The organism is Caldivirga maquilingensis IC-167 (genome assembly GCF_000018305.1).
Lineage (GTDB): Archaea > Thermoproteota > Thermoprotei > Thermoproteales > Thermocladiaceae > Caldivirga > Caldivirga maquilingensis.
This window is the reverse complement of sequence record NC_009954.1, coordinates 912,877-933,885: the sequence shown is the minus strand read 5'-3', so window position 1 is coordinate 933,885 and position 21,009 is coordinate 912,877. Positions and strand designations below refer to the sequence as shown.

The 21,009-nt window shown below is 42.7% G+C and carries 24 protein-coding genes and 1 pseudogene; 14 read left to right on the top strand and 11 right to left on the bottom strand.

Features of this window, described 5'->3' with window-relative positions; genetic code table 11:
• Nucleotides 1-90: 90 nt before the first annotated feature.
• Both CMAQ_RS04545 and CMAQ_RS04540 read left to right on the top strand, forming a co-directional pair.
• Nucleotides 91-1,647, top strand: coding sequence for an HD domain-containing protein (locus CMAQ_RS04545; protein ID WP_012185945.1), 1,557 nt, complete (start codon nucleotides 91-93; stop codon nucleotides 1,645-1,647).
• 61 nt (nucleotides 1,648-1,708) lie between these two features.
• A complete protein-coding gene (locus CMAQ_RS04540) occupies nucleotides 1,709-2,305 on the top strand; it encodes an alpha/beta fold hydrolase (RefSeq protein ID WP_048062674.1) in 597 nt (198 codons plus the stop codon).
• On the opposite strand, the gene CMAQ_RS04535 is transcribed toward CMAQ_RS04540, so the two are convergent.
• Both CMAQ_RS04535 and CMAQ_RS04530 read right to left on the bottom strand, forming a co-directional pair.
• The gene (locus CMAQ_RS04535) at nucleotides 2,286-2,792 is read right to left on the bottom strand and encodes a hypothetical protein (RefSeq protein WP_012185943.1); all 507 of its coding nucleotides are present in this window, start codon (nucleotides 2,790-2,792) and stop codon (nucleotides 2,286-2,288) included. The two genes, CMAQ_RS04540 and CMAQ_RS04535, sit on opposite strands and share 20 nt — an antisense overlap.
• Entirely contained in the window at nucleotides 2,789-2,974 is a 186-nt protein-coding gene (locus CMAQ_RS04530) for a TFIIB-type zinc finger domain-containing protein (RefSeq protein WP_012185942.1), read from the bottom strand. Before CMAQ_RS04530 ends, CMAQ_RS04535 begins: the two co-directional genes overlap by 4 nt.
• A gap of 254 nt (nucleotides 2,975-3,228) precedes the next feature.
• Between CMAQ_RS04530 and CMAQ_RS04525 the strand changes: the two genes are divergently transcribed.
• The gene (locus CMAQ_RS04525; protein ID WP_012185941.1) at nucleotides 3,229-3,435 is read left to right on the top strand and encodes a hypothetical protein; all 207 of its coding nucleotides are present in this window, start codon (nucleotides 3,229-3,231) and stop codon (nucleotides 3,433-3,435) included.
• Here the strand turns inward: CMAQ_RS04525 and CMAQ_RS04520 are convergent.
• Nucleotides 3,432-3,722 carry a hypothetical protein gene (locus tag CMAQ_RS04520; protein WP_012185940.1) on the bottom strand — a complete coding sequence of 97 codons (291 nt, stop codon included), beginning with the start codon at nucleotides 3,720-3,722 and terminating at the stop codon, nucleotides 3,432-3,434. The genes CMAQ_RS04525 and CMAQ_RS04520 overlap by 4 nt on opposite strands.
• A gap of 107 nt (nucleotides 3,723-3,829) precedes the next feature.
• Between CMAQ_RS04520 and CMAQ_RS04515 the strand changes: the two genes are divergently transcribed.
• Both CMAQ_RS04515 and serS read left to right on the top strand, forming a co-directional pair.
• Nucleotides 3,830-5,197, top strand: coding sequence for a type II/IV secretion system ATPase subunit (locus CMAQ_RS04515; protein ID WP_012185939.1), 1,368 nt, complete (start codon nucleotides 3,830-3,832; stop codon nucleotides 5,195-5,197).
• A gap of 47 nt (nucleotides 5,198-5,244) precedes the next feature.
• Nucleotides 5,245-6,651: a serine--tRNA ligase gene (gene serS / locus CMAQ_RS04510; RefSeq protein ID WP_048062940.1), complete on the top strand. Its 1,407-nt coding sequence runs from the start codon at nucleotides 5,245-5,247 to the stop codon at nucleotides 6,649-6,651.
• A gap of 23 nt (nucleotides 6,652-6,674) precedes the next feature.
• Here serS and CMAQ_RS04505 read toward each other — a convergent pair whose 3' ends face one another.
• Genes CMAQ_RS04505 through CMAQ_RS04495 form a run of 3 tightly spaced genes read right to left on the bottom strand, consistent with a single transcriptional unit; the run spans nucleotide 6,675 to nucleotide 8,211 of the window.
• The gene (locus CMAQ_RS04505) at nucleotides 6,675-7,109 is read right to left on the bottom strand and encodes a HEPN domain-containing protein (RefSeq protein WP_012185937.1); all 435 of its coding nucleotides are present in this window, start codon (nucleotides 7,107-7,109) and stop codon (nucleotides 6,675-6,677) included.
• Complete coding sequence (locus CMAQ_RS04500; RefSeq protein WP_012185936.1) at nucleotides 7,102-7,566, bottom strand: nucleotidyltransferase family protein; 465 nt, start codon at nucleotides 7,564-7,566, stop codon at nucleotides 7,102-7,104. Before CMAQ_RS04500 ends, CMAQ_RS04505 begins: the two co-directional genes overlap by 8 nt.
• Before the next feature lie 24 nt (nucleotides 7,567-7,590).
• The gene (locus CMAQ_RS04495; RefSeq protein ID WP_012185935.1) at nucleotides 7,591-8,211 is read right to left on the bottom strand and encodes a tetratricopeptide repeat protein; all 621 of its coding nucleotides are present in this window, start codon (nucleotides 8,209-8,211) and stop codon (nucleotides 7,591-7,593) included.
• A gap of 97 nt (nucleotides 8,212-8,308) precedes the next feature.
• Between CMAQ_RS04495 and CMAQ_RS04490 the strand changes: the two genes are divergently transcribed.
• The 3 genes and pseudogenes from CMAQ_RS04490 to CMAQ_RS04480 all read left to right on the top strand — a co-directional run bounded on the left by CMAQ_RS04490 (nucleotide 8,309) and on the right by CMAQ_RS04480 (nucleotide 10,288).
• Nucleotides 8,309-8,884: a DJ-1/PfpI family protein gene (locus CMAQ_RS04490; RefSeq protein ID WP_012185934.1), complete on the top strand. Its 576-nt coding sequence runs from the start codon at nucleotides 8,309-8,311 to the stop codon at nucleotides 8,882-8,884.
• Between the two features lie 679 nt (nucleotides 8,885-9,563).
• Nucleotides 9,564-9,803, top strand: a pseudogene (locus tag CMAQ_RS04485) (type II toxin-antitoxin system VapC family toxin); the annotation flags it as partial.
• Nucleotides 9,804-9,967: 164 nt separating this feature from the next.
• The gene (locus tag CMAQ_RS04480; protein ID WP_156769832.1) at nucleotides 9,968-10,288 is read left to right on the top strand and encodes a hypothetical protein; all 321 of its coding nucleotides are present in this window, start codon (nucleotides 9,968-9,970) and stop codon (nucleotides 10,286-10,288) included.
• Between the two features lie 22 nt (nucleotides 10,289-10,310).
• On the opposite strand, the gene CMAQ_RS04475 is transcribed toward CMAQ_RS04480, so the two are convergent.
• Nucleotides 10,311-11,459, bottom strand: a complete 1,149-nt coding sequence (locus CMAQ_RS04475; RefSeq protein WP_048062939.1) for an aminotransferase-like domain-containing protein — start codon at nucleotides 11,457-11,459, stop codon at nucleotides 10,311-10,313.
• A gap of 90 nt (nucleotides 11,460-11,549) precedes the next feature.
• Between CMAQ_RS04475 and CMAQ_RS04470 the strand changes: the two genes are divergently transcribed.
• Nucleotides 11,550-12,404: an NAD(P)-dependent oxidoreductase gene (locus CMAQ_RS04470; RefSeq protein ID WP_012185931.1), complete on the top strand. Its 855-nt coding sequence runs from the start codon at nucleotides 11,550-11,552 to the stop codon at nucleotides 12,402-12,404.
• A 50-nt stretch (nucleotides 12,405-12,454) separates the two neighbouring features.
• Here the strand turns inward: CMAQ_RS04470 and CMAQ_RS04465 are convergent, their stop codons facing one another.
• Together CMAQ_RS04465 and CMAQ_RS04460 are read right to left on the bottom strand one after the other, a co-directional pair.
• Nucleotides 12,455-12,634 (bottom strand): hypothetical protein, encoded by a 180-nt coding sequence (locus tag CMAQ_RS04465; RefSeq protein ID WP_012185930.1) that lies wholly within the window; start codon nucleotides 12,632-12,634, stop codon nucleotides 12,455-12,457.
• A gap of 69 nt (nucleotides 12,635-12,703) precedes the next feature.
• Entirely contained in the window at nucleotides 12,704-14,989 is a 2,286-nt protein-coding gene (locus tag CMAQ_RS04460; protein ID WP_048062671.1) for an ABC transporter substrate-binding protein, read from the bottom strand.
• A 125-nt stretch (nucleotides 14,990-15,114) separates the two neighbouring features.
• On the opposite strand from CMAQ_RS04460, the gene CMAQ_RS10375 reads away from it, so the two are divergent.
• The gene (locus tag CMAQ_RS10375; protein ID WP_012185928.1) at nucleotides 15,115-15,786 is read left to right on the top strand and encodes a helix-turn-helix domain-containing protein; all 672 of its coding nucleotides are present in this window, start codon (nucleotides 15,115-15,117) and stop codon (nucleotides 15,784-15,786) included.
• A gap of 23 nt (nucleotides 15,787-15,809) precedes the next feature.
• Here CMAQ_RS10375 and CMAQ_RS04450 read toward each other — a convergent pair whose 3' ends face one another.
• Nucleotides 15,810-17,120: a crenactin gene (locus CMAQ_RS04450; protein ID WP_012185927.1), complete on the bottom strand. Its 1,311-nt coding sequence runs from the start codon at nucleotides 17,118-17,120 to the stop codon at nucleotides 15,810-15,812.
• 125 nt (nucleotides 17,121-17,245) lie between these two features.
• On the opposite strand from CMAQ_RS04450, the gene rpl18a reads away from it, so the two are divergent.
• Genes rpl18a through ftsY form a run of 3 tightly spaced genes read left to right on the top strand, consistent with a single transcriptional unit; the run spans nucleotide 17,246 to nucleotide 18,890 of the window.
• Nucleotides 17,246-17,503, top strand: a complete 258-nt coding sequence (gene rpl18a / locus CMAQ_RS04445; RefSeq protein WP_012185926.1) for a 50S ribosomal protein L18Ae — start codon at nucleotides 17,246-17,248, stop codon at nucleotides 17,501-17,503.
• 2 nt (nucleotides 17,504-17,505) lie between these two features.
• Complete coding sequence (pfdA, locus tag CMAQ_RS04440; RefSeq protein WP_012185925.1) at nucleotides 17,506-17,979, top strand: prefoldin subunit alpha; 474 nt, start codon at nucleotides 17,506-17,508, stop codon at nucleotides 17,977-17,979.
• A gap of 2 nt (nucleotides 17,980-17,981) precedes the next feature.
• The gene (gene ftsY, locus CMAQ_RS04435; protein WP_012185924.1) at nucleotides 17,982-18,890 is read left to right on the top strand and encodes a signal recognition particle-docking protein FtsY; all 909 of its coding nucleotides are present in this window, start codon (nucleotides 17,982-17,984) and stop codon (nucleotides 18,888-18,890) included.
• 74 nt (nucleotides 18,891-18,964) lie between these two features.
• On the opposite strand, the gene CMAQ_RS04430 is transcribed toward ftsY, so the two are convergent.
• Nucleotides 18,965-19,801 carry an SDR family NAD(P)-dependent oxidoreductase gene (locus tag CMAQ_RS04430; RefSeq protein ID WP_012185923.1) on the bottom strand — a complete coding sequence of 279 codons (837 nt, stop codon included), beginning with the start codon at nucleotides 19,799-19,801 and terminating at the stop codon, nucleotides 18,965-18,967.
• Between the two features lie 90 nt (nucleotides 19,802-19,891).
• Between CMAQ_RS04430 and CMAQ_RS04425 the strand changes: the two genes are divergently transcribed.
• Nucleotides 19,892-20,872 carry an NAD-dependent epimerase/dehydratase family protein gene (locus tag CMAQ_RS04425; RefSeq protein WP_012185922.1) on the top strand — a complete coding sequence of 327 codons (981 nt, stop codon included), beginning with the start codon at nucleotides 19,892-19,894 and terminating at the stop codon, nucleotides 20,870-20,872.
• The last annotated feature ends 137 nt before the right edge of the window (nucleotides 20,873-21,009 follow it).

Sequence of the window (21,009 nt, the reverse complement as noted above, 5' to 3'; positions counted from 1 at the left end):
GACTACAGCTAAAAGCCATGAGGAGTGCGTTAAATAGTAATGTAACTTTTAGGTACGGTTTATAAAAATTTGAAGGGAGGTATTAAATCAGTGTCGTGGAAGGAGCTTAGGGATCCTATACATGGCTGGATTAGGTTAAGTATTGATGAGGCTAGGCTACTGGATGATGATGTCTTTGTGCAGAGGCTTAGGAGAATAACGCAGGATGGTTTAGCTCATTACGTTTACCCATCAGCTAGGGGGAGTAGGTTTGAGCATAGTTTAGGCACGATGTACTTAGCCACATTAATGGTGGAAAGGGTGCTGAGTGAAGCTAATGAGCAGAGTCTTAGATCCTTAATGGATGCGCTTGGGCTTCATGATGAGGGAGTCAGCGCCATAAGGCAGTATGTTAGGTTAAGTGGACTGCATCACGACATTGGTCACCCACCCTTATCCCACGTCCTAGATGGCTACGTATCATCATTAGTTAAGCCTAATCAGGTACTTTACACTGCAGGGTTGGGGAAGGAACATGAGGTAGCTGGGTTAATGATAATGGGTTCAGGTAAATTCAGGAGAATAATTAGTAGCCTAGGTATTGATGCAGGCATCCTTAGGGTAATAACATTCTATAGGTTAATTAAAAGAGTAAGATTAATCACCCAATACGGTTCAGTTAACTTAGAGGCAAGTATACCTGAAGTTAAATTGCTAAGCAATATGAGTGATGATGAGACCATGCTCCTGGAATCCCTTGCTTCAATAGTTTCAGGGGGTATAGATGCTGATAGGCTTGATTATACGCTTAGGGATCTTTACTTCACTGGTGCTGGGTCTGGGAGTGGGGCAATTGATATTGCAAGGCTAGTTAATTACCTGCATTTAGGCAGGGGGATTCTTATATTTGATGATAAAGCAAAGGCATTCCTGGAGGGTTACGCAATAGCCAGGTATAATCTATATAAGTGGGTTTACATGCATCATAAGGTTCTTCAATACGATGAAATGCTAAGGGAGGTTTTCAGAAGCATAATAATGCTTGAGAAGGCTAAGGGTTTCAAGACCGCTGCAATCAACTTCCTTAACGGGAACCCCAATGAAGATGACCTAGACATATATACTGATGATTACTTAGAAGCCATGCTTAGTGAAGCTTACCATGAAGGGTTGATTAATGGTTACGTTAAGGATTATGCAGATTCAATACTACACAGGAGGACTAGTATGAGGGCTTTATGGAAGAGGGATGAGGATTACATAATGATTTTCGGCCTAGGTAACGCAATAATGCTTAATAAGTACATTGATGAACAAGTAGGGGTACATGGGTTGAATTGGGTTAATGAATTCAAGACTAGGGTGGTTAATGAAATGAAGGAGACCCTTAACTGTGATTGCAAGATACTGGTCTCCACAGCATCATTCAGTAATGATATAAGTACATTCGTTAGAAGTAACGATGGGTCATTAATAACCATCACTGAAGTATCCCCCTTAATAAAGGCTATTGATAATGCATGGGAGCAAACCCCACACGTATTCGTATTCATTGACCCAAGTGAATTAAGTAAGAACGGTGTAGAATTAAGTAAAGTAAGGAGCACTGCGGTAAGGCTTCTATCAAACATGGCGACCACAGGATCAAGTCACCCTCACTACACTTAGATAATGGCCCTTAAGTGAATTATTTGAATAATGGTTAAAAACACGGCCTACAATGGCTCAAGTGATTGCGGAAAATTACGTGAACGTGGGGAACTACAGGGTAAGGTACTTGGAGAACGGGGATGGTGAGGTAGTGCTCATAATAGTGCCTCCACCTAATGCATCTGCGAATAGGTTCATGAATGTTATTAAAGGTGCAGCGGCGGCTGGATTCAAGGTAATTCACGTGGACTTATCCTCAGCCCCAGCAAGTATGAGTAAAGCCAATAAGGTTGCCGCATTATCCTACATCATTAATGCCCTTAATGGTAAGAGAATCATATTGGCTGGAGTTGGGCAAGGTGGAGGAATTGCCCTTGATTACGTAACTCAAACAAGGCAAAACACTATTTCCGGTATAGTGCTTGTTTCAACACCTAGGGTAATTAACCGCATTGATGAATTACCTAAATTAAACATACCTATGCTTCTAATTTACAGTATTAATGATCCTAATGCACCTGTTGAGGAGGCTAATGCCGTTAAGTCGGTTATTAAGAATTCTAGGTTAATGCTAATTAATAGTGATTGGTTAAGTGAATTAGATAAGGTTACTCAATTCATGGTCTCCTGGATGCTTGAATTAACTAAAAGCGACACTACTTCAAAAGGTTCCTAATGGTGAAGTAGGATACTGTAACTAAGGCGATACCTATTAATACTGCTAATAGTAAGCTGTATTGAGTTAATGAATTCTCATCAACAATTGAGCAATAGGCCGTAATTGATCCTCCCCCTGAGGTTAATTTAATGATATTATTCTTAGTTACCGTTGGATTAAGGGTTAGGCATATTAACACGTGCTTACCTATGCCGGAATTTAAAATAACGTAACTGCCACTATTATTTGATAACGTGTGAACGTATATTAACGATGACATTCCCAATAATGAGTACTTGAACACTATGTAGTGGAAACTACAGGTAGTATGATTAGTAACGCCCACTACACCCCATGCGTGTATATCTATTGATTGCGCATTAGTGGTTACATTAACATAACCTAAAGTAGTGTTTAACGTTAATAGGCACTGCTGGGCATGAGCTATAGTCACTAATCCAAGCATTATCCCCAACACTAATGGAAGCACTGCTATTAGCCTCATGGCTTAGGGATCTCCACACTTGGGTCTATTAAATTTTCCTGCTTAAGCCTATTAAGGAACCTATACATGTGAAGTCTAATAACCTTTGAACCACATTTACTGCAATATAGCTTGCCCTCAATTATTAATCCAACATCCCTACTACCACAAACTGCGCAAACCCACTTACCTTCACTACTCATAAGTCACATTAACATTAATTACGTGTTTAAATACCTTACAGATTATGAACTACCTCACCTTACCCATAGTTATGGGCATCTCATACTAATGCCTGCAAGGTAGCCGTGAAGATGAATTAAGCATGGTTACACCCTTACTGAAAACTCACCATTAATTGTGAGCTGAGTAACGAGTTTTAAGCCTGGGTGTATGATTCATTCTCTTAAGCACTGCTCAGCAAAATGCTTAATTACCCTGATTAAACTGGGCGTTTATGAAGAGGTCTATAGACCTTGCGGTGTGGGTAATAGCGTTCATAATGCTGCTGGTGGTGTTTGGATTCACTTACCTGGGTTATAAGGGTGGTTACCCGCATAGGTATGCTTATGAGGCGTTCGGTGTTGATTTAATACTCCTACTAGTGTTAATCTACGGCCTCTACGTAATCATAAAGCCCAGGAACCAAGTGGGGAATCCTTAACCAGGGCTTCCTAAAGCTGGATGCACTAGGTATCTTGTCCCATTAACTATAATTATCATGCATTGTTCACTTAAGTTCACTTCAATACCGCTTACATTAAACTGAACTACACTTGAATCATTAAGGCAATTAAGTGCACTTAAGCCAGTGCTTAATATTGTTGATGAGGAGTAGTTATAGGATTTGAAGAGTCCTATAAGGATTACAGTGATTGAAATTACCATGGCGAATACAAGCAATAACACTAGTGCCGCCACTATGCTTGAGAGTCCACGCATAGTACGCATGCGTAAACTTAGCCTTAAGGTTAGTGGAATGTAGGGTAATGGTTAATCCCACATAACCCTACGTGAGTCAGTAATAACATTAACTGAACCTAGTATTGAAACCAATAATGCATGTATCATTAGTTAAACCCACTGGTAGCATACTGTCCAGTAAGGTAATTGTTAATTTAGGTATTAGAACAATCATTGAATATAGGAGTGTTAGTAATGTTGTCCAAGTCTTTCTAATGGACCAAGTCCCAGAGTATTTAACCATAGTTGATCCATTATACTTCGAGGAGTGGATTAAGCTTGGTAAGAACCCTATTAAATTAATTAAGATTTACCGTGGTATCTTAAGTAAATTAAATCATAAACCCACTGATGAAAACTTTAACAGCCTTATTAAGGCTATTATTGATAGGTGGCTTAACGCCTATGGTTCAATAACCCCACTACTCATGGATGATGACATAACTGACATATATGTTGACACTAATGGCGTTAGAGTTAGCCATAGGGATTATGGATTATGCTTCGTTAAGTTAAGTGAAGTTAAGGTAATTAGACCGGTGAGGCTAATTCCAATGAGGCTCATTGAATCAACATTAACTGTAAGGGACCTGGTTAATCGGGTGGCGGTTAATGCTGCTAAAAGAACAAGAACCCCATTAACTGCATACATGCCTCTAGTATCTGTAACTGACCCTGAATACAGGGTTAGATTCACCATATCAACAATGCCTGTATCGCAAACAAGCGTGCATATTAGGGTTCTGCCGAGTAAACCATGGACATTACCTACACTTGTTAAACTGGGCATGTTAACTGTTAACCAAGCTGCATTACTATGGAAGTTGGCTGATGAGAAGGTGCCTATACTTATAGGTGGATCCATGGGTTCAGGTAAAACTAGTTTAGCCAATGCCATAGCAATGATGCTTAAGCCTAGTATGCTTAAGGTACTGGTGATGGATGTTGATGAGATGAATCTACCAGGGCATTTATCAGTTAAACTATATGAGAGGAGGTCCTTCGGCCTAGGGGTTAAGCCCATAACTAAGGATGAGTTAATAGCACACGCGTTGAGAATGGGTGCTGACTACGTTATCGTGAATGAGGTTAGGGAACCTGAGGAGGTTAAGGCGTGGTTGAACGCAGTAACCACTGGGCATGGGGGTATTACAACCTTTCACGCAGATGATTATCAACAGATGGTGAAGAGACTTACAGTTCTTGCCCCAGGTTCCGAGGAGGTTTTAAAGAGTGTAATTGCGGTTATAGTGGGTTCAGAACTGGTGCCGGTGAGTGTTGGAGGTAATTTGAAGGTTATGAGGAGGCTTAGGTATGTTAAGGACATTATAGTGCCCAGTGAGGTTAATGAAAAGTACCTGAGCATTAAGGATGACTTACACTTAAGGAGGAGCATTATAGGGAGCTTAATGGATTCATCAATTGATCAACTCCTATCAACAATAGGTAAACTCTACTCCTAGCCGCTGTTAAGGATAAGCGTTATTAAGGTATGCTTGAAGCAGTTAACGTGAGTTGGAGCCTACTCACCGCCCTTAGGGAGAGGCCTGGGGAGGTTAGAAGAATGCTTAAGTGGAGGGGTTATGAAGAATCAATGGTTGATCAATTCATTGCACTTGATAACCAGTGGAAGAGCATTAAGGTTAAGGCTGATGAACTTAGGCATAGGAGGAATAGCCTAAGTAGTCAAATATCTAAGGCTCCCCCTGAGGCAAGGGGGTTAATGATTGAGGAGGCTAATAAGGTTCTTAAGGAGCTTGAGAACCTTAACGCTGAGCTTAAGAGAATTGAGGATGAGAGGGATAGGCTACTTAGGAGGTTTCCAAATCTACTTCATGAGTCAGTCTACTCAACATGCCCAAATGAATCCGCTGAGTCAGTGGCCTTAAAGTACTTTGGGAAACCGAAGGCTTGGAGGGGGTACTTGAGTGAATTAAGCGGCTTCAATGGTCTTGAATTCAATGTTATTGACTGGCAGCCGATTGGTCATGCTGATATGCTTGAGCGTGTCCTTGGCCTTGGTGACACCGCTAAGGCTGGGGAGGTGGCTGGGAGTAGGTTCTTCTACCTCTTTGATGATGTGGCTTGGCTTAACCTAGCCCTATCCCTATATGCAGTGGATTTCCTAACCCAGAGGGGGTTTAGGCTTGTTATGCCGCCCCACATGCTTAACTACGATGTTATAAGCTCAGTAATAGACTTCGATGCATTTAAGGATGCAATATACAGTGTGGATAATGAACAGCTTTACCTAATAGGCACCGCTGAGCATCCATTAGCTGCATTATACCGCGGCAGTGAATTACTGGAGAAGGATCTACCAATACTCCTAGCCGGCTTCTCACCATCATATAGGAAGGAGGCTGGGGCCGGTAACAGGGATTTGAAGGGCATATTTAGGGTTCATCAATTCTATAAGGTTGAGCAATTCGCCTTCACGCTACCTGAGGATAGTTGGAGTTGGCACGAGAAGCTGTTAGGTAATCTAATTGACATATGGAGTAGCCTTGAATTACCCTTCAGGGTGGTTTTAGTGTGTCCTAGGGAAATGTCTAGAACAGCCGCTAAGCAATATGACTTAGAGGCTTGGATGCCTGCCCAGGGAATGTTCAGGGAAATGGCCTCCTGCAGTAATGTGACTGATTGGCAATCATATAGGCTTGGGATTAGGGTGATTAGGAAGGGTATGAGGAGGGAGTACGTGCACACTCTAAATAGTACTGCCATAGCCGTGGAGAGAACCATAACAGCTATTCTTGAGAATAACCAGGAGGAGGATGGCACAGTGAGGATACCTAAGGTACTCAACAAGTATCTTGAAGCCTTCCCAAAGGCTCCGAGGGATTACATACACCCTAGGGCTAAGATAATTAGGGATAGTGAAGGTAAAATAGTGGATATTGTTAAGATTAGCTAAAAACGCTTAAAGGGATCACATACTCACTGCACGCTAATGTTTAAAGCATTAAGAACAGTAATCATTATACTCACAGCTCTCTTAGCCATATCCAAGGCCCTCTCAGCATCACCTCTATCATATATTTCCCAGGGGGTTAAACCTCTGCTAGGTTCCCCATGGGTGCTTCGTCCATGTTCGGGGGCTAGGGTTCTAACAATGATGGCTAATTCATTAATTAAGGCCTTAACCCCCTCAGGCAGTTTATTGAGTAGGCTTAGTAATTCATTAGATGGATCATGACTCCAACTGGGTATGTTGAATACCGCTATAATTGCCTTCACGGCATTTTCAGCGGTTAATTGGGCATTAGCCGCAACACCTCTCCAATCCCGTCTATTGTAGGATGATGTGGTTTCATTGAAGTAATTTATGGCTAACCTATACCTGTACTTAACCTCATCAATGGGATCATACATTACTCTTATTCACCTTAATGAGGGGTTTCCCATCTGCCCTTGTCCAGCCGTATTTCCCATCAGGGGTCCTATACCTTATAAGCCCCTCTTCCTCAATAAACCTCTTAACCTCATTCTTAAACCTAGCTAAGTAACCATACTTATCACATATTATTACCCCATCCCATGCAATGTTTATGCTTAATGCCGTTAACCCACCCTCTAATTCACTTCTCCTAACATCTACTAAAGTTATGTCACTGCTGATGTATTTTCTTAATATTGAATATACCTTAACCCTAACCTCAAGTCCCTTAACCGAGTTTAGAAGAACCATGACATCAACATCACTATTAAACTTAGCCTCACCCCTAGCCCAACTACCGAATAGCATTAAGCCTAGGAACTCATCCTTAAGTTCATTATCCAGTTCCCTACATGCATTACTCAGTGAGTTAATAATTTCATTAATACTCATTTAGTGTTAATAAGATGCTGGGGCTTATTTACCTTCACTCAAGTTAACGTAATAGTTGCTTAATTGAGTGCATTTACCCTTATGCTTAGTAATGGATTTCATCAATAAGTCCTCAACCACCTGAATAATGCCTTGATCAACACTGCTTATTTTCTTTAATGATTCAAGTGAATCCATGAGCATGCTAATGCCCTCACACTCCCTTCTCTCATAGGGCCTCTCCTTAATTAAAGCCCTATACTTAGCCATAGCCGCCTCCCCCTCCTCACGTTTACCAAGCTTAAAAGCCGCCACGGCTAAGCTATGCCAGGTGTAGGCGTAGTTAGGGTTCTTTTCAATGGACTCCTTGAATAATCTATAAGCCAACTCATGCCTACCCAGCTTAAAGGCACACCAACCACCCCATAGTAGGCTTACTGCATCATTCCGCCTTAGGTTCAACTCCAGGGCCTTCTCATAGGCCTTCAACGCCTCCTTTCTATCCCCAACGGCTTCAAGGCATATGGCTAAGCCATGCCATGCCCCCGGTATTTCAGGACACCTTAATAGGTACTCCCTGTATAGCCTTAATCCATGTGAATGCTCCATTAAGCATATTGAGGCTTCAGCCGCCTTATAGAGGGCTTTACAGTACTCCTCATTCATATAGTTAGGAAAAATATCCTACTTATAAAGATTACCCATCATACCAAACCCACATATCTGCATAAAGCTTAAATATTCTCAAAAATTATTATTAATCATGGCTAAGGCTAGGATTCTAATAATAGCTGGAGATGCCGTTGAAGCTCTTGAACTCTTCTACCCATACTATAGGCTTAAGGAGGAGGGGTGGGATGTTGACGTGGCGGCTCCAAGTAGGAAGGATTTAAGGACTGTGGTTCATGATTTTGAACCAGGGTGGGAAACTTACAGTGAGAAACCTGGTTACCTCTTTAAGTGGGTTACTAAAACACTCTCCGAGGTTAAGCCTGAGGAGTACGATGGGTTAGTTATACCAGGGGGTAGAATGCCTGAGTACGTTAGGGTTGTTGCCTCAGAGGATGTTAAGCGCATTGTAAGGCACTTCTTTGAGACTAAGAAACCTGTGGCAGCAATATGCCATGCACCTCAAATACTGGCTGCAGCCGGCGTGGTTAAGGGTAGAAGAATGACTAGCTACATAGCCGTAAGACCCGAGGTTGAGAATAATGGAGGAATATGGGTTGATGAGGAGGTTGTGGTAGATGGGAACCTAGTCACGTCTAGGGCATGGCCTGATAACCCAGCTTGGATGAGGGAATTCATAAAGCTAGTAAAGGCTAGGATAGGTGGTTAGTTAGGTAATTTACTTAAAGACCATTAAACACCTTAATCTTAAATTATTTCAATATGCTCTTAAGGTCATTAGGTTCCTGGTATAATTCACTGTTTAGTATGAGTATAATGGGTAACTCGCTATGCTGGAAGTATTATGGTTAATGAGAGGCATACGCTTCATTACCTGATATTAATCTCAGGTAACCATAGTCTTCGGTCAAATAGTTTACAGGAATTAGCGATTACTTAATATGCTTAACCATAGTTGTTGAGAAGGATGCCGATTACATGAATTCTACTAAATTACGGTAGTCGGGTTAAGCCATGCGGTAATAATTACATTGATACGTTAGTCGAAGTGGCCATTAATGCCTTATGGTAATTATTTTTCATAATATGGTTTGTATGTATTATGAAATATTTATAAATCCATAATATATATTCGTATTACAATGTCAACTGTAGTAATCAGTGTGAGAATAAGAAGGGGGTTAAGGATGCGTTAGATGGGGCTGGGGTTTTTAGCCCGTAAAATAAGAGCCCAGAAGGCACTTAGGGAATTAGACTCAGTATTATCGAGAATTGAATCGGCAGAAGAAGGTTTCACAGAACACTTAGTGAGGGAGGACCGTGATAGTCACTGACGCCAGTGTAATCATTAAGTACCTAGCGAGGGAGCCGGGTGGGAAGCAGCTAGGAACGTATTTACTGAAGGTGCCATTACCGTGGAGTTAGCTATTAAGGAGGCTATGAACGCTTTATGGAGGATGACTCTAATGAATAAGATTAATGCCTCTGATGCCCTTAAAATCCTGAGGATACTATATTCATTAGTGGATGTAGTTGATCAAAGACCTTACTATGAGAAAGCCCTTGAGATAGCTGTTGAAAAGAGGGTCACTATTTACGATGCAATATACGTAGCTTTAGCTAAGTAATTAAACATTAAATTAGCTACAGCTGATAGGAGGCAGGCTGATGCCGCAAGGGAATTGAACGTGAATGTCATATTAATATAACTCTCTCCTCAACCTTGGGCATCGTCAATTATTATTAAACCCGGTGAGGCAATGCTTTTAACCTCATTATTATTAAAATGGTAATGAGCCTACTCTACAAGTCCTACATCTACGTATCCGTGGAGTGTGATATGAATTACGATAAGTATGATTATGGTGGACGTAAGTACGTACCATGCGTATTCAAGTTAACTAGACCCATTGCGCAGAAGGTGGCGTTAGTATTAAGGGATTATATCAATAGGCTACTTGGTGAGGGTAATGGGGTTATTGATGTAATGGTGGTTAATGATGGTGAATTAGATATGAGGATTTACACCGAGGTAATGAGGAGGGGTTTCACGGTTGGGGAGTTAGTGGATAGGTTAATGGGTTTAGTGGAGGGTTACGTGTACTGTGCATGAGCATTAACATGAGTTAGTAATGTTACTGGCTTCGTGCACTCTTAATTAAGCTTGAGAGGAGTTTAACACCATCCTCGATTCTCTCAGGCCTAATAGCACCGATACTTAACCTGGCTGCGTCAGGGAAGCCGCCATTAATGAAGAATCTCCTAGCAGGCACGTAGGTTAAACCAACCTTGGCCGTAGTCCTAAGTAGCCTCTCAGCATCAACACCTAGTCTAACCAATGCGTAGAATCCGCATGCAGGCTTAAACTGTAGGGCATTGGGTAGGTATTCGTCTAGGGCATTAATTAGGGTTCTAAGCTTCTCCTCGTAGATTCCCCTTGCCTTACCTAGAACCTTATCAACAGTATTGCTTCTAAGAAGCTTATACACGATTAACTGGGTTAACGTTGATGTTGAGAAGTCATGCTGCTCAAGCCTCTCTAAATGCCCCCTAAGCCAATTAGGCGCCACTATGAAACCAATCCTAAGCCCTGGACCAAGTATCTTAGAGAACGTACCCACGTAGATAACATTACTGCTCACTGACCTAAGGGGCCTCGGGGCCTTTAATGAAAGCACGGTGTATGGGTCATCCTCAATTATTAAGAAGCCCTTCTCCTCAGAGGCCTCAATAAGCATCCTCCTATTATCATCACTCATGCAGACACCCGTTGGGTTGTGGCAGTTAGGGATTGTGTAAACAATATCCCCCTCCTTAATCACCTTAACCACTTCATTAACCAGCATACCCTCATTAGTTAAGGATACACCAATTACCCTACCCCCCTGAAACCTGAAGGGTGAGAGGGTTTCGTAGAACGTTGGATCCTCCACGTAAACCCTAACACCCCTCCTAACCAATAGCTGCGTCAATAGCTTAATTGCATGCTGAGCACCACTGGTTACTATTATACTCCTCCAGTCAGCATTAATGCCCAAATACTCCCTAAGGTACCTGGACACCTCAACCCTAAGTTCCCTTAATCCACCAGCTCCAGGGTAGGATAAGGCGCCTGAACCATACTCACTTAAAACGTCTTCCGCAGCCTCCTTAACATCAATAACAGGTATTAGACCTGGGTCAGGTGAGCCACTGGCGAAATTATAGGCCACACCACGCCTAGTTAATCTACTGGCTAACTCAACGGGTGACCAATCAACCCTAGGCAACTTGAATTTAACCATTAGGGAGCCACTGGAGCTTACCTTTAATTGCATTAACGGTCAGGGAATTGACTTGAAAAAATATTAAATAATAAAGCCTAATCCGGATCCATGCGAATCTGCGTCATAGGATTAGGTAGAATGGGTAGGGGTATTGCAGTGAACTTATCAAGGAAGGGGCATGAGGTCCTGGGCTTCGATATTGACCCAAACGCCGCAGGTAGGCTTAGCGGTAGTAATGTAGTGGTGGTTAATGATATGGTTAAGTGCACTGATGGTGTTGATTACGTAATCATAGCTGTTCCAACGGGTAGAGAATCAATCAGCGTTATTAGTAATATAGCCAATGCGGCTAAGGGCATTATACTGGATACAACCACAATGAGCCTTAGTGAATTAAGTAACGTGCTTAAGATTATTGAGGAGAAGAGGTTAAGGTACCTATCAGTTAGGCTTGAGAAGGGGCCTAGGGAGGCTGAGAGGGGTGAACTCGTACTATACGTGGGTGGTGATGAGGGATTGTTTAAGGAGGCGAACAGTATACTAAGCCAAATAGGTACACCGATATACGTTGGTAACCATGAACAAGCCACCGCACTTAAACTGATAAGTAACGTAATATTAACCGCCAATACAGTGGTGTTAGCTGAGGTATCAGTTTTAATTCGTAAACTGGGGATGGATCCAGATACTGTGGTTAAGGCATTATCCATGGGTGGTTCTGATTCAGCACAATTAAGAACTAGGTTGCCGTGGATGCTTAAGGGTAATTACGGTGAATCCTTCTCACTAAGATTAGCCAGGGACGTTATAGATAAGGCCCTTGAGTACGCACAATCCATCGGTATTCAACTACCCATGACAACCCTGATAGATGAATTACTCAGAATAGCAGAAACCACAGGATACGGCTCAAAAGACTTCTCAGAAATAGCCGAGGTGCTTAAGGTTAATGAAAAGAAGTGAAATACTTGAAACCATGAGAAAACATTACTGGAAGAATCATGCCTTTTGGATCAATACTTAATCCGTATTTCAAGTACCCTCCTGAAGTATAATCCAGTAATTCTCTCAGCTAATTCAGGGGACAACTTACTCATCATCACCTTAACCTTCTCCAGACACCATAGTAGTCTCAATAGCCCATGATGAATAAAAAACCCAACCCACCACTTAGAATCATCCACTTGACTCATTACAGTAGTATTGAATAAAAGAATAAATCATTTTAATGAAGAGTATTTTAAACTACTCTACCTCTTACCTCATCTTCTTCTTAATGCTATTATTGCTGCAACAATGGCAATAACTACTACTATGATTACTATTCCTGCTATTAATGCTGTGCTTACCACTGGTTTGGTCACGGTTACTGTGCTTACTGCTGTGGTTGTTGCTGTGCTAGTCACAGTGCTAACTGCAGTGGTTGTGACTGTTGAAGTCACAGTAGCAACGGCAGTTGAAGTAACAGTTGTAGTTGAAGTGGTAGTAGTAGTTGAAGTAGTAGTCACTGGAGTATACGGTATATGGAAGTATGAGGCTATGGCTTCTAGGTTCATTGTACTTGGGCTCCATCCTGCGAATGCAGCTAACTGCGGGTCAATTCTCCATAGTGAACCATTGACGGCAGCCTGCGCCAACGGTGGTACTACACCTGGTGGTGCTAATGCGCCGAATCCAATATTCCAAAGCATTACGGATAGTGTTTCACCCCATGCTCCCTGTGTAAAGAGTAACCATGAGGATGGTGGTAAGCCTTTAATCCACCATATAATATCAAAGTCAGCTGGATTATAGTTGAACTGCATGTTCTGGGTTAAGTTTGGTATCACTGGCATGTAGTATTCATACCAGGCGAATAATACCTTCAGAAGCTCATCATACTGAGGCATCCCTGGGACAGTGGCCGCAAATACTACGCCCCAGTTGGTTAAGTTAATGTAGCCGAATGTTGAATTAACACACCATACTATCGTACTATTAGGTGGAGTAAAGCCTGGTATGCTAGGTGCTGTTACTGGTGTGCATGTCCCATTAGGCCACTGGAATGGCCAAGCCTTGGAGAGATTGAATGCTGGGAAAGTCCACCATGGTGATGCTAGGAAACTGAAGTCACCGTAACCCCTTGACCACGTCATCCATGTCATAGCCATTTCATACTCACCATTAGGGAATATTGTACTCCAGTATGTTGAGGTATCCAAGGCTAATAATGTTGTAGGTATACCGAACTGGCTTATTGAGACAGCGGCAGCTGATGAGAATGTAGCCCAGTCAGTGAAACCTGATGGCACTATTAAAGTTAACTTAAATGGAGTCCCATTAGGCAGATACCATTGACCATTCTTATAGGTTAAACCGGCTGATTCCAGTAATTGAGCTGCCTTAGTCCAATTTGTTGTACAATGCACAGTTACAATACTCCACACGCTTGATGGGTATGATTGTATTGATGGCTGGAAGTTGGCTACAGGGACTGGGTATGGGTCAGGTGCATATAATCCACCCCAGGCCAATGATTCAGCCGTTCTATTAATAATGTAGCAGAATGCCTGCCTAACCTGAGGAATATTGAATGGGTAAATGTTTGGATTAAGCGTGTAGCCATTAGTCGCATAATTCGGCCCATTATATTCACCGAGGCCACTAGCATTTATCGTAGCCTCCTGCTGCAGTGACAAGCCAATGAACGCTAAATTAACCTTACGAGCCAGAAGGGCAGTCATTGCTTGAGTATTACCACCAACCGCCCATATAACGTACTTCGGGTAGATGCTCCAATCATTGAATGGGAATATTTTATCCCATGATGCCAGTAATGGGACACCATTGAAGTACATTGGTTCAAGTAACAGTGTCTGGTAGGTTGCGCTCAATGTTGATAATTGAACATAATATGGGCTTAAACCCCAGTATGGCGGAGCAAACTTAGTGACATTATTACCGTATGCTGCTGCTTGACTGACGCTCATTGTTTTGAGTTTATCCACTATTGGTTTCCATACGGCGTATGGTGTATCAATCCAGGTAGTTAACACGTAGTATATTTGCTGTGGGCTCCACTCTTGGAATAGGAATTGTATTGTGTAATTATTCAATACTCTAATGTCTTCATCGGCGTATTGCGGTTGCATGAATGGGTAGTACCAGCTGAACACCTTAACACCAATGTAGAATTCAGCGTAAACATCCCAAGCAGTGAAGGGCATTACCGCTGAACCATTAAACCAATACAAGTTATGCCTAAGATAGATAGTTAAAATACCACTACCATTAGGCAAAACCTCAACAGTCCAATTCTCAGCCAAAACAGGATAGAATTTAGCTGTAAGTGGATTGTAGAATGCGAGAGACATGTATGTCCCCACAACGCCTATGAAGTTGTTGGGTGCGTATGGATTCCAGATAGGTTGACCAGGAGTGTAAATGAGCGTACCCTCTGTAGTAACTATTGTTACCGTATTTGAAGCTGCGTAGGCTATGTTTACTACGGCGATGCTTATGGCTATTACTGCTGCTACTACTAGGGTTAGGGGTGTGTTTTTACCCATAGCATAACATTTATTGCAATGTATATTTAAGTTTTTCATAGAACCTGTTCCATTAACTTATTTAATTGCGATTTGAATAGTGGTGTTGAATAATCTTTATTAAGTAGTTTTCTTAATGTGTTATTATGCCTTATAGGCTTCATGTCTCCCTTATTCACCGTGGTGATTGGAGTGAGTTGTCCCGTAACTACCCTGGTTTAAGTGTGGTTGGTTTATCGTCGTATGTTGTTAAGCCCAGTGAGCTTACCCTTGAGGTTGTTGCTGTTCATGCCTTGGATTCATCATTAATTAGGGATTTTACTCATGCATTAATGGGTGGGTTGGGTAATGTTGTTAAGGTGCTTTATGTTAATAATGTTTCACGTAGGTACCGTGAGGTTGTCCTCCTAAGTGAGTATGATGGTGTTTTAAAATACGTATTAATTAATAATGGCTGCTTAACCGTTCAATCACGTGTTCATAATGGTGTTAAGGAGTTCACGGCATACTTCACGGATAAGTCTAATGCAGAGTCATCATGCAGAGCCCTTACTAGGCGTGGTGACGTTGATTTAATGAATTGCTCACTGGTGAGGGTTAAGGGTGAGTCATTTAGTAATGGCTTATCCTTAGGCACCATGTTAACGCATAGGGAGCTTCAAGTACTTAGGAGGGCTTATGAGGCCGGTTTCTTCGATGATACAAGGGGTATTGGGTTGAGTGAGTTGGCTAGGGAGTTTGGGCTCTCCAAGTCTACGGTTAGTCACCACATAAGGTCGGCGGTTAGGAAGATAATTAAATTATACTTAAGTAGGTGACTGAGGATAAGCGTTACTTGGATTCACTGGTTTAGGAAGTACCAACCCTCCTTAGTCCTCTCACTCCACTTAACGTTAAGCGGTAGTGCATAACCATAAACTATTGAACCCTTCCAAACACTGAACTGGGGATCATTAACCAACCTAACGTTAACCCTCTCAGCCAATTCAGGGGACAACTTACTCATCATCACCTTAACCTTCTCCGGACTCGTTACCGCAACGTCCCTAAGACCCTCCGGTGGTGTCTTCCAGTTGAATGAGCCTCCACTCAGTATTATGTTTTCAAGCACCTTATCCTGAATCTCCACTGGTGTCCTCCTAACACTACTTATCACTGCGTCTGATAGGCTCATTTCACCGTGGAACACCATGTCTCCAACGGTCACGTCCTCTATGGTTAACCTACCCTGTTGAGTGTAGCTTCTGAATATTTCATGATTCGGGTTGAAGAGTATCTCCCCTATTAGGAACCTCATCCAGGAGTACTCCTTAAGCTCAATAGTCACCAGTGGGTTAACTTTAACTGATACCGCGTACTTATCAGGCTCCTTCTTAGCCTTATTAATGGCTTCATCAAGGTCCCTTGGGATTAAGCCGGCCTCCCTCTTAACAACCTCAACTACGTAATCATCCCTAGCCAGGTCCCCGTAGCCTGCGTCCTTAAGAACCTCCCTGGTTATTGCATTAGCCTCAGCCCCACCCCTGTTTAAGGCCACTATACCATCCCTAATTGGACCGTAGCTAATTGGAACAACCTGAGTATTACCGTGACCAGCCTCAATAACTATGCATGTAACAGCCTTCTCAGCTATGGCCACTGCGAAGGGTTGGTCAATAACAGTCACAGCCCTAACGGCGTTACCGCCCAATTCCCTATTAACGTCACCGTGAAGCTCAATAAACCTCTCCTTCATGTAGTCTGGCGCCAGTGCCGATAATGCGGCCACGATTAGGAAGCCCCTGTAGTCGCTTTGCTTAACGGCTTCACTGTGGAATTGAGCAATAGTGAACCTAGTCATCTCCCTAACAACCCTCCAAGCATCCTCATCCTCCCTCCTCACTATCCCATCATGTAGAGGGTACTTGAGGTTCCTTATGGCGTCCCTAAGTGAGCTAAGGTACTTGGATACCTCATCACCAACCACAACACCCCTACTTAAAACATCCCTAGGCACGAGAAGCTTCATGCTTTCAGGCAGATCCCTAAGCAATAAGCCTCTACTGGGCATAACCCTCGGTACCTCACCTAGGGTTATTGGACCATACTTGAAGTAGCCCGTACCGTAATCCTCAGCGTAGACGAACCTTGCCTTATACCTAACATCCTCCACAACTGTGACTGGGCATACTCCTTAAAAACAATTGTGCTCACTACCCGCATATGCATTATGCATGAGGGGAAGTGGCTAGATGTTGGTGTTATAATTTATAAAAGGCACTGCACTCGGCTGAATCAGTGATAGGCTTGGTTAAGGTGTATAGTGTCTCAGGGCGGTTTAAGGATAGGAGTAATGCCTGGAGGAGGTTTAGAATTGAGGTTACCGCCATTAATGAGGATGATGCCAGGGAGAAGGTTTACACTAGGATTGGTGGGGGCCATAAGGTACCCAGGAACCTAATTAAGATTGAATCAATCACTGAGATTAACCCCAGTGAAGTCAAGAACCGTTACATTAAGCAGCTCATGAACCTTGATAGATTGGTGACGTGGTGAATATGAGTGAGGGTAGGAGGGTAGTCATAACGCAGGACCAGTTAGAGGAGTTGACTGAGCGGTATAATGAGTTAGTTAACCTAGTTAACACTCTATCCCAAAACTTAACGGTACTCAACATGACTATTAATGAATTGAATAATGCTAAGGCCGTGCTTGAGCAGTTGAGTAAGGGGGTTGTCAGTGACTCATACGTTACAATAGGTGCTGGGGTTTACGTTAAGGCTGAGGCTAAAGACACTAGTAAAGTACTTGTGGATATTGGGGAGGATTACGTGGCTGAAATGCCTATACCCCAGGCCATTGAGTTAATAAACAGTAGGTTGAATGAACTCAATGCAGCAAGGGAGAGACTTGAGCAGGAATTGGCTCAGGCGATTAGGAGCAGTAGTGAGGTGAGGGATCTATTAACAGTCATATACTCATCCCTAGCCCGCCCACAGGGTGGTGCGGTAGGGCCTAAGGCGGGTCCGTAACCATGTTCAATAGACTTAAGTCAGCCTTCTCAAGCCTAGTGAAGGCTATTGGTGATGCAGTAACTCAAAGGGAATTAACAGAGGATGATGTGAATAAGCTCCTGGGGGAGTTTGAGGAAAGGCTCATAGAATACGATGTAGCCTTAGATACCGCTGAAGCCTTAATTAGTGAACTTAAGGCTAAGTTAATTGGCGTTAAGGTACCTAGGTTCAGTGATAATGATTACGTTAAGGCTCTGGTGAGGGATACATTAATGAATCTACTATCAAGTATCCCTGACGTGGACTTCGATGAATTCATTAAAGGCGTTAAGAAGAGGCCAATAGTACTCCTATTCCTTGGCCCAAATGGCTACGGTAAAACAACCACAATAGCTAAGTTAACTAATATGCTTCTTAAGAGGGGCATGAGCGTTGTCTGGGCTGCCGCAGACACCTATAGGGCTGGGGCTGTTGAGCAATTGGAGGGGCATGCTGCTAAGCTTGGGGTAAGGGTCATAAAGCACCCATACGGCTCAGACCCAGCCTCAGTGGCCTATGATGCAATAGAGCATGCTAAGGCTAGGGGGATTAGCGTTGTTATGATTGATACCGCTGGTAGAATGCACACTGATAGGAACCTAATGGAGGAGCTTAGGAAGGTTCACAGGGTTTCATCACCAGACGCCTCAATCTTCATAGTTGACGCATTAATGGGTAATGATGCCGTTGATGTTGCTAGAACATACAGTAAATACATACCCATTGACTTCGTTGTGGTCACTAAGGTTGACGCCTACGTTAAAGGTGGCGTAATATTAACCCTACTTTATGAACTTAAGAAGCCGATAATCTTCCTGGGTACTGGGCAGGGTTACGACGACTTAATTAAATTCAATAAACTAGACTTCATAAATAAACTACTGGAGTAGTTACTTGCGTAAGAATGCCTTAACATTATGGAGGCTTAATGTTAGGGTTTATAGGGATGCTGAGAAACGCATTCCTACTTAACCTTAGGTTTAGTTAAGTCCTTTATCTTAACCCCGGTTGGTGATAATGCTGTTAAGCCACCGTCAACAAACACCGTTGTACCAGTCATGTAGCTGGCTGCCCTTGATGATAGGAATAACACAACGTTTGCAACCTCCTCAGGCTTACCGAATCTACCCATTGGTATTGCCTCGGAGATTACACTGTATGCGTGTTCCCAACTACCGCCTGGGTCTAGGTTGCTTGACTTAACCCTATTAAGTGGGGTATCAATGGCTCCTGGCGCCACGGTAATAACCCTAACACCGTACTTAGCTAGGTCAAGGGCCATGACCCTTGTTAAACCTATTTCAGCAGCCTTAGTGACACTGTAGGCTCCCGTCGTTGGCTCACACTCAACCCCCTGCACTGAGGAGATATTAATGATAACCTTACCCTCACCCTTAATTATCAATGGTAATAACTCCCTAGCCAGCATGTAGTAGGCGTCTAGGTTAACTTCAATAAGCCTCCTCCAAGTCTCATAGTCATAATCCTCAAAGGGCTTATCAACCTCAATAGACGCATTATTAACCAGTACATCAAGCCTACCGCACTCCCCCTCAATTAAATCCCTTAACTTAACCACATTACCCCTATCCGCCACATCACCGAGGAATAGGATGGGTTCAATACCCCTACCTCTAAGGTAATTCAACGCGTTCTCAGCCACCTCCCTCCTAACACCATTCACAATAACCCTGGCACCAGCCTTACCGAACTCCTCTGCAATGGCTAAACCAATACCCTCAGTGGAACCTGATATGAATATGCACCAACCCTTGAAGTTGAAGTTAACTTCACCAGTCATATTAAGGCTCATCACACTTACCTTATTAAGCTTACGTGGCACTAGTATTTATGGTATTAATACTTAATAACCTAGTTAAGTAGCTTACGCATGCCTGAATCAATCCTAGTTACTGGTGCCAGTGGTCAAGTTGGTGGTTTCACCGTTGGGGAGTTGATTAACATGGGTTATAGGGTTATTGCCCTTGATGTTAGGTTTAGTGATGAGTTAATTAGATTGAGGGGGCCTAGCCTTGAGTTGGTTAATGCGGATTTAAGTGATTTTGATGAGCTCATTAGTATTATTAAGAGGTTTAACGTTAGGCGTATTATTCACTTAGCTGCGATGATACTTCTTGAATCAAGGAATAGGCCCCTTAAGGCTGCTAAGGTTAATATCATCGGTACATTGAATGTTTTCGAGGCCGCTAGGTTAATGGACCTTGAACGCGTTGTTTACGCAAGCTCAGAGTCTGTTTACGGTTCACCATTGGTTTACGGTAAGGGTAGTGTTAATGAGGATGATTACCCCCATACACCGCCTGACCCATACCACATAACTAAGCTTGCCGATGAGTTATTCGGATCATACTACAGTGAGGCTTATGGCTTAAGCGTGATTGGGGGTAGGTTAACGACCGCGTGGGGTCCAGGTAGGTATAGTGGCTACACCGGCCAGTTTAATAGTTTCCTAAGGGATGTTATAATTAAGGGTTACGGTAAAGTACCTCCGGACTTCGCCTACAGTGGGGCTAAGTATAGGTGGCTTTACGTTAAGGATGCTGCAAGGGCCTTTATTCACCTAGCCCTAGTGGATAAGGCTAAGGTTAGGAGACCAGTCTACAATACTGGTTCAATGAAGCCGTTCACGGTAATTGACGTTATTAACACCATTAAGGAACTGATACCGAACGCTAGGATTGATTACGAACCATTAAGCAAACCCACTGAAACATCATCAAGGGTACCAGGCCCAGCAGGCCTAGACGTAGACTGTAGTAGACTATACGATGAATTAGGCTTTAGTGAGAGGTACGGCTTAAAAGGTGGCTTAATTGATATGATTGAGTATGAGAAGTCGAGAGCCAAGTGAATCTAATAGGACTCATGATCATAAGCTATTAAGTTATTGATTAATAACGACAGTGCAGTAAATGTTATTGCTTAGAGAGTAATCTCAAGGTTTTATGCATTTAATTTAAGTTTAGTCAAGTATTAAGTAGCATAATG

What these genes read in the sequence shown, in the direction of transcription:
- CMAQ_RS04535 (WP_012185943.1), bottom strand. Translation starts at nt 2,792, where the DNA reads ATGAGGCTAATAGCAGTGCTTCCATTAGTGTTGGGGATAATGCTTGGA.
- CMAQ_RS04530 (WP_012185942.1), bottom strand. Translation starts at nt 2,974, where the DNA reads ATGAGTAGTGAAGGTAAGTGGGTTTGCGCAGTTTGTGGTAGTAGGGAT.
- CMAQ_RS04525 (WP_012185941.1), top strand. Translation starts at nt 3,229, where the DNA reads ATGAAGAGGTCTATAGACCTTGCGGTGTGGGTAATAGCGTTCATAATG.
- CMAQ_RS04520 (WP_012185940.1), bottom strand. Translation starts at nt 3,722, where the DNA reads ATGCGTACTATGCGTGGACTCTCAAGCATAGTGGCGGCACTAGTGTTA.
- CMAQ_RS04515 (WP_012185939.1), top strand. Translation starts at nt 3,830, where the DNA reads ATGCATGTATCATTAGTTAAACCCACTGGTAGCATACTGTCCAGTAAG.
- CMAQ_RS04505 (WP_012185937.1), bottom strand. Translation starts at nt 7,109, where the DNA reads ATGTATGATCCCATTGATGAGGTTAAGTACAGGTATAGGTTAGCCATA.
- CMAQ_RS04500 (WP_012185936.1), bottom strand. Translation starts at nt 7,566, where the DNA reads ATGAGTATTAATGAAATTATTAACTCACTGAGTAATGCATGTAGGGAA.
- CMAQ_RS04495 (WP_012185935.1), bottom strand. Translation starts at nt 8,211, where the DNA reads ATGAATGAGGAGTACTGTAAAGCCCTCTATAAGGCGGCTGAAGCCTCA.
- CMAQ_RS04490 (WP_012185934.1), top strand. Translation starts at nt 8,309, where the DNA reads ATGGCTAAGGCTAGGATTCTAATAATAGCTGGAGATGCCGTTGAAGCT.
- CMAQ_RS04480 (WP_156769832.1), top strand. Translation starts at nt 9,968, where the DNA reads ATGAGCCTACTCTACAAGTCCTACATCTACGTATCCGTGGAGTGTGAT.
- CMAQ_RS04475 (WP_048062939.1), bottom strand. Translation starts at nt 11,459, where the DNA reads ATGGTTAAATTCAAGTTGCCTAGGGTTGATTGGTCACCCGTTGAGTTA.
- CMAQ_RS04470 (WP_012185931.1), top strand. Translation starts at nt 11,550, where the DNA reads ATGCGAATCTGCGTCATAGGATTAGGTAGAATGGGTAGGGGTATTGCA.
- CMAQ_RS04465 (WP_012185930.1), bottom strand. Translation starts at nt 12,634, where the DNA reads ATGAGTCAAGTGGATGATTCTAAGTGGTGGGTTGGGTTTTTTATTCAT.
- CMAQ_RS04460 (WP_048062671.1), bottom strand. Translation starts at nt 14,989, where the DNA reads ATGGGTAAAAACACACCCCTAACCCTAGTAGTAGCAGCAGTAATAGCC.
- CMAQ_RS10375 (WP_012185928.1), top strand. Translation starts at nt 15,115, where the DNA reads ATGCCTTATAGGCTTCATGTCTCCCTTATTCACCGTGGTGATTGGAGT.
- pfdA (WP_012185925.1), top strand. Translation starts at nt 17,506, where the DNA reads ATGAGTGAGGGTAGGAGGGTAGTCATAACGCAGGACCAGTTAGAGGAG.
- ftsY (WP_012185924.1), top strand. Translation starts at nt 17,982, where the DNA reads ATGTTCAATAGACTTAAGTCAGCCTTCTCAAGCCTAGTGAAGGCTATT.
- CMAQ_RS04430 (WP_012185923.1), bottom strand. Translation starts at nt 19,801, where the DNA reads ATGACTGGTGAAGTTAACTTCAACTTCAAGGGTTGGTGCATATTCATA.
- CMAQ_RS04425 (WP_012185922.1), top strand. Translation starts at nt 19,892, where the DNA reads ATGCCTGAATCAATCCTAGTTACTGGTGCCAGTGGTCAAGTTGGTGGT.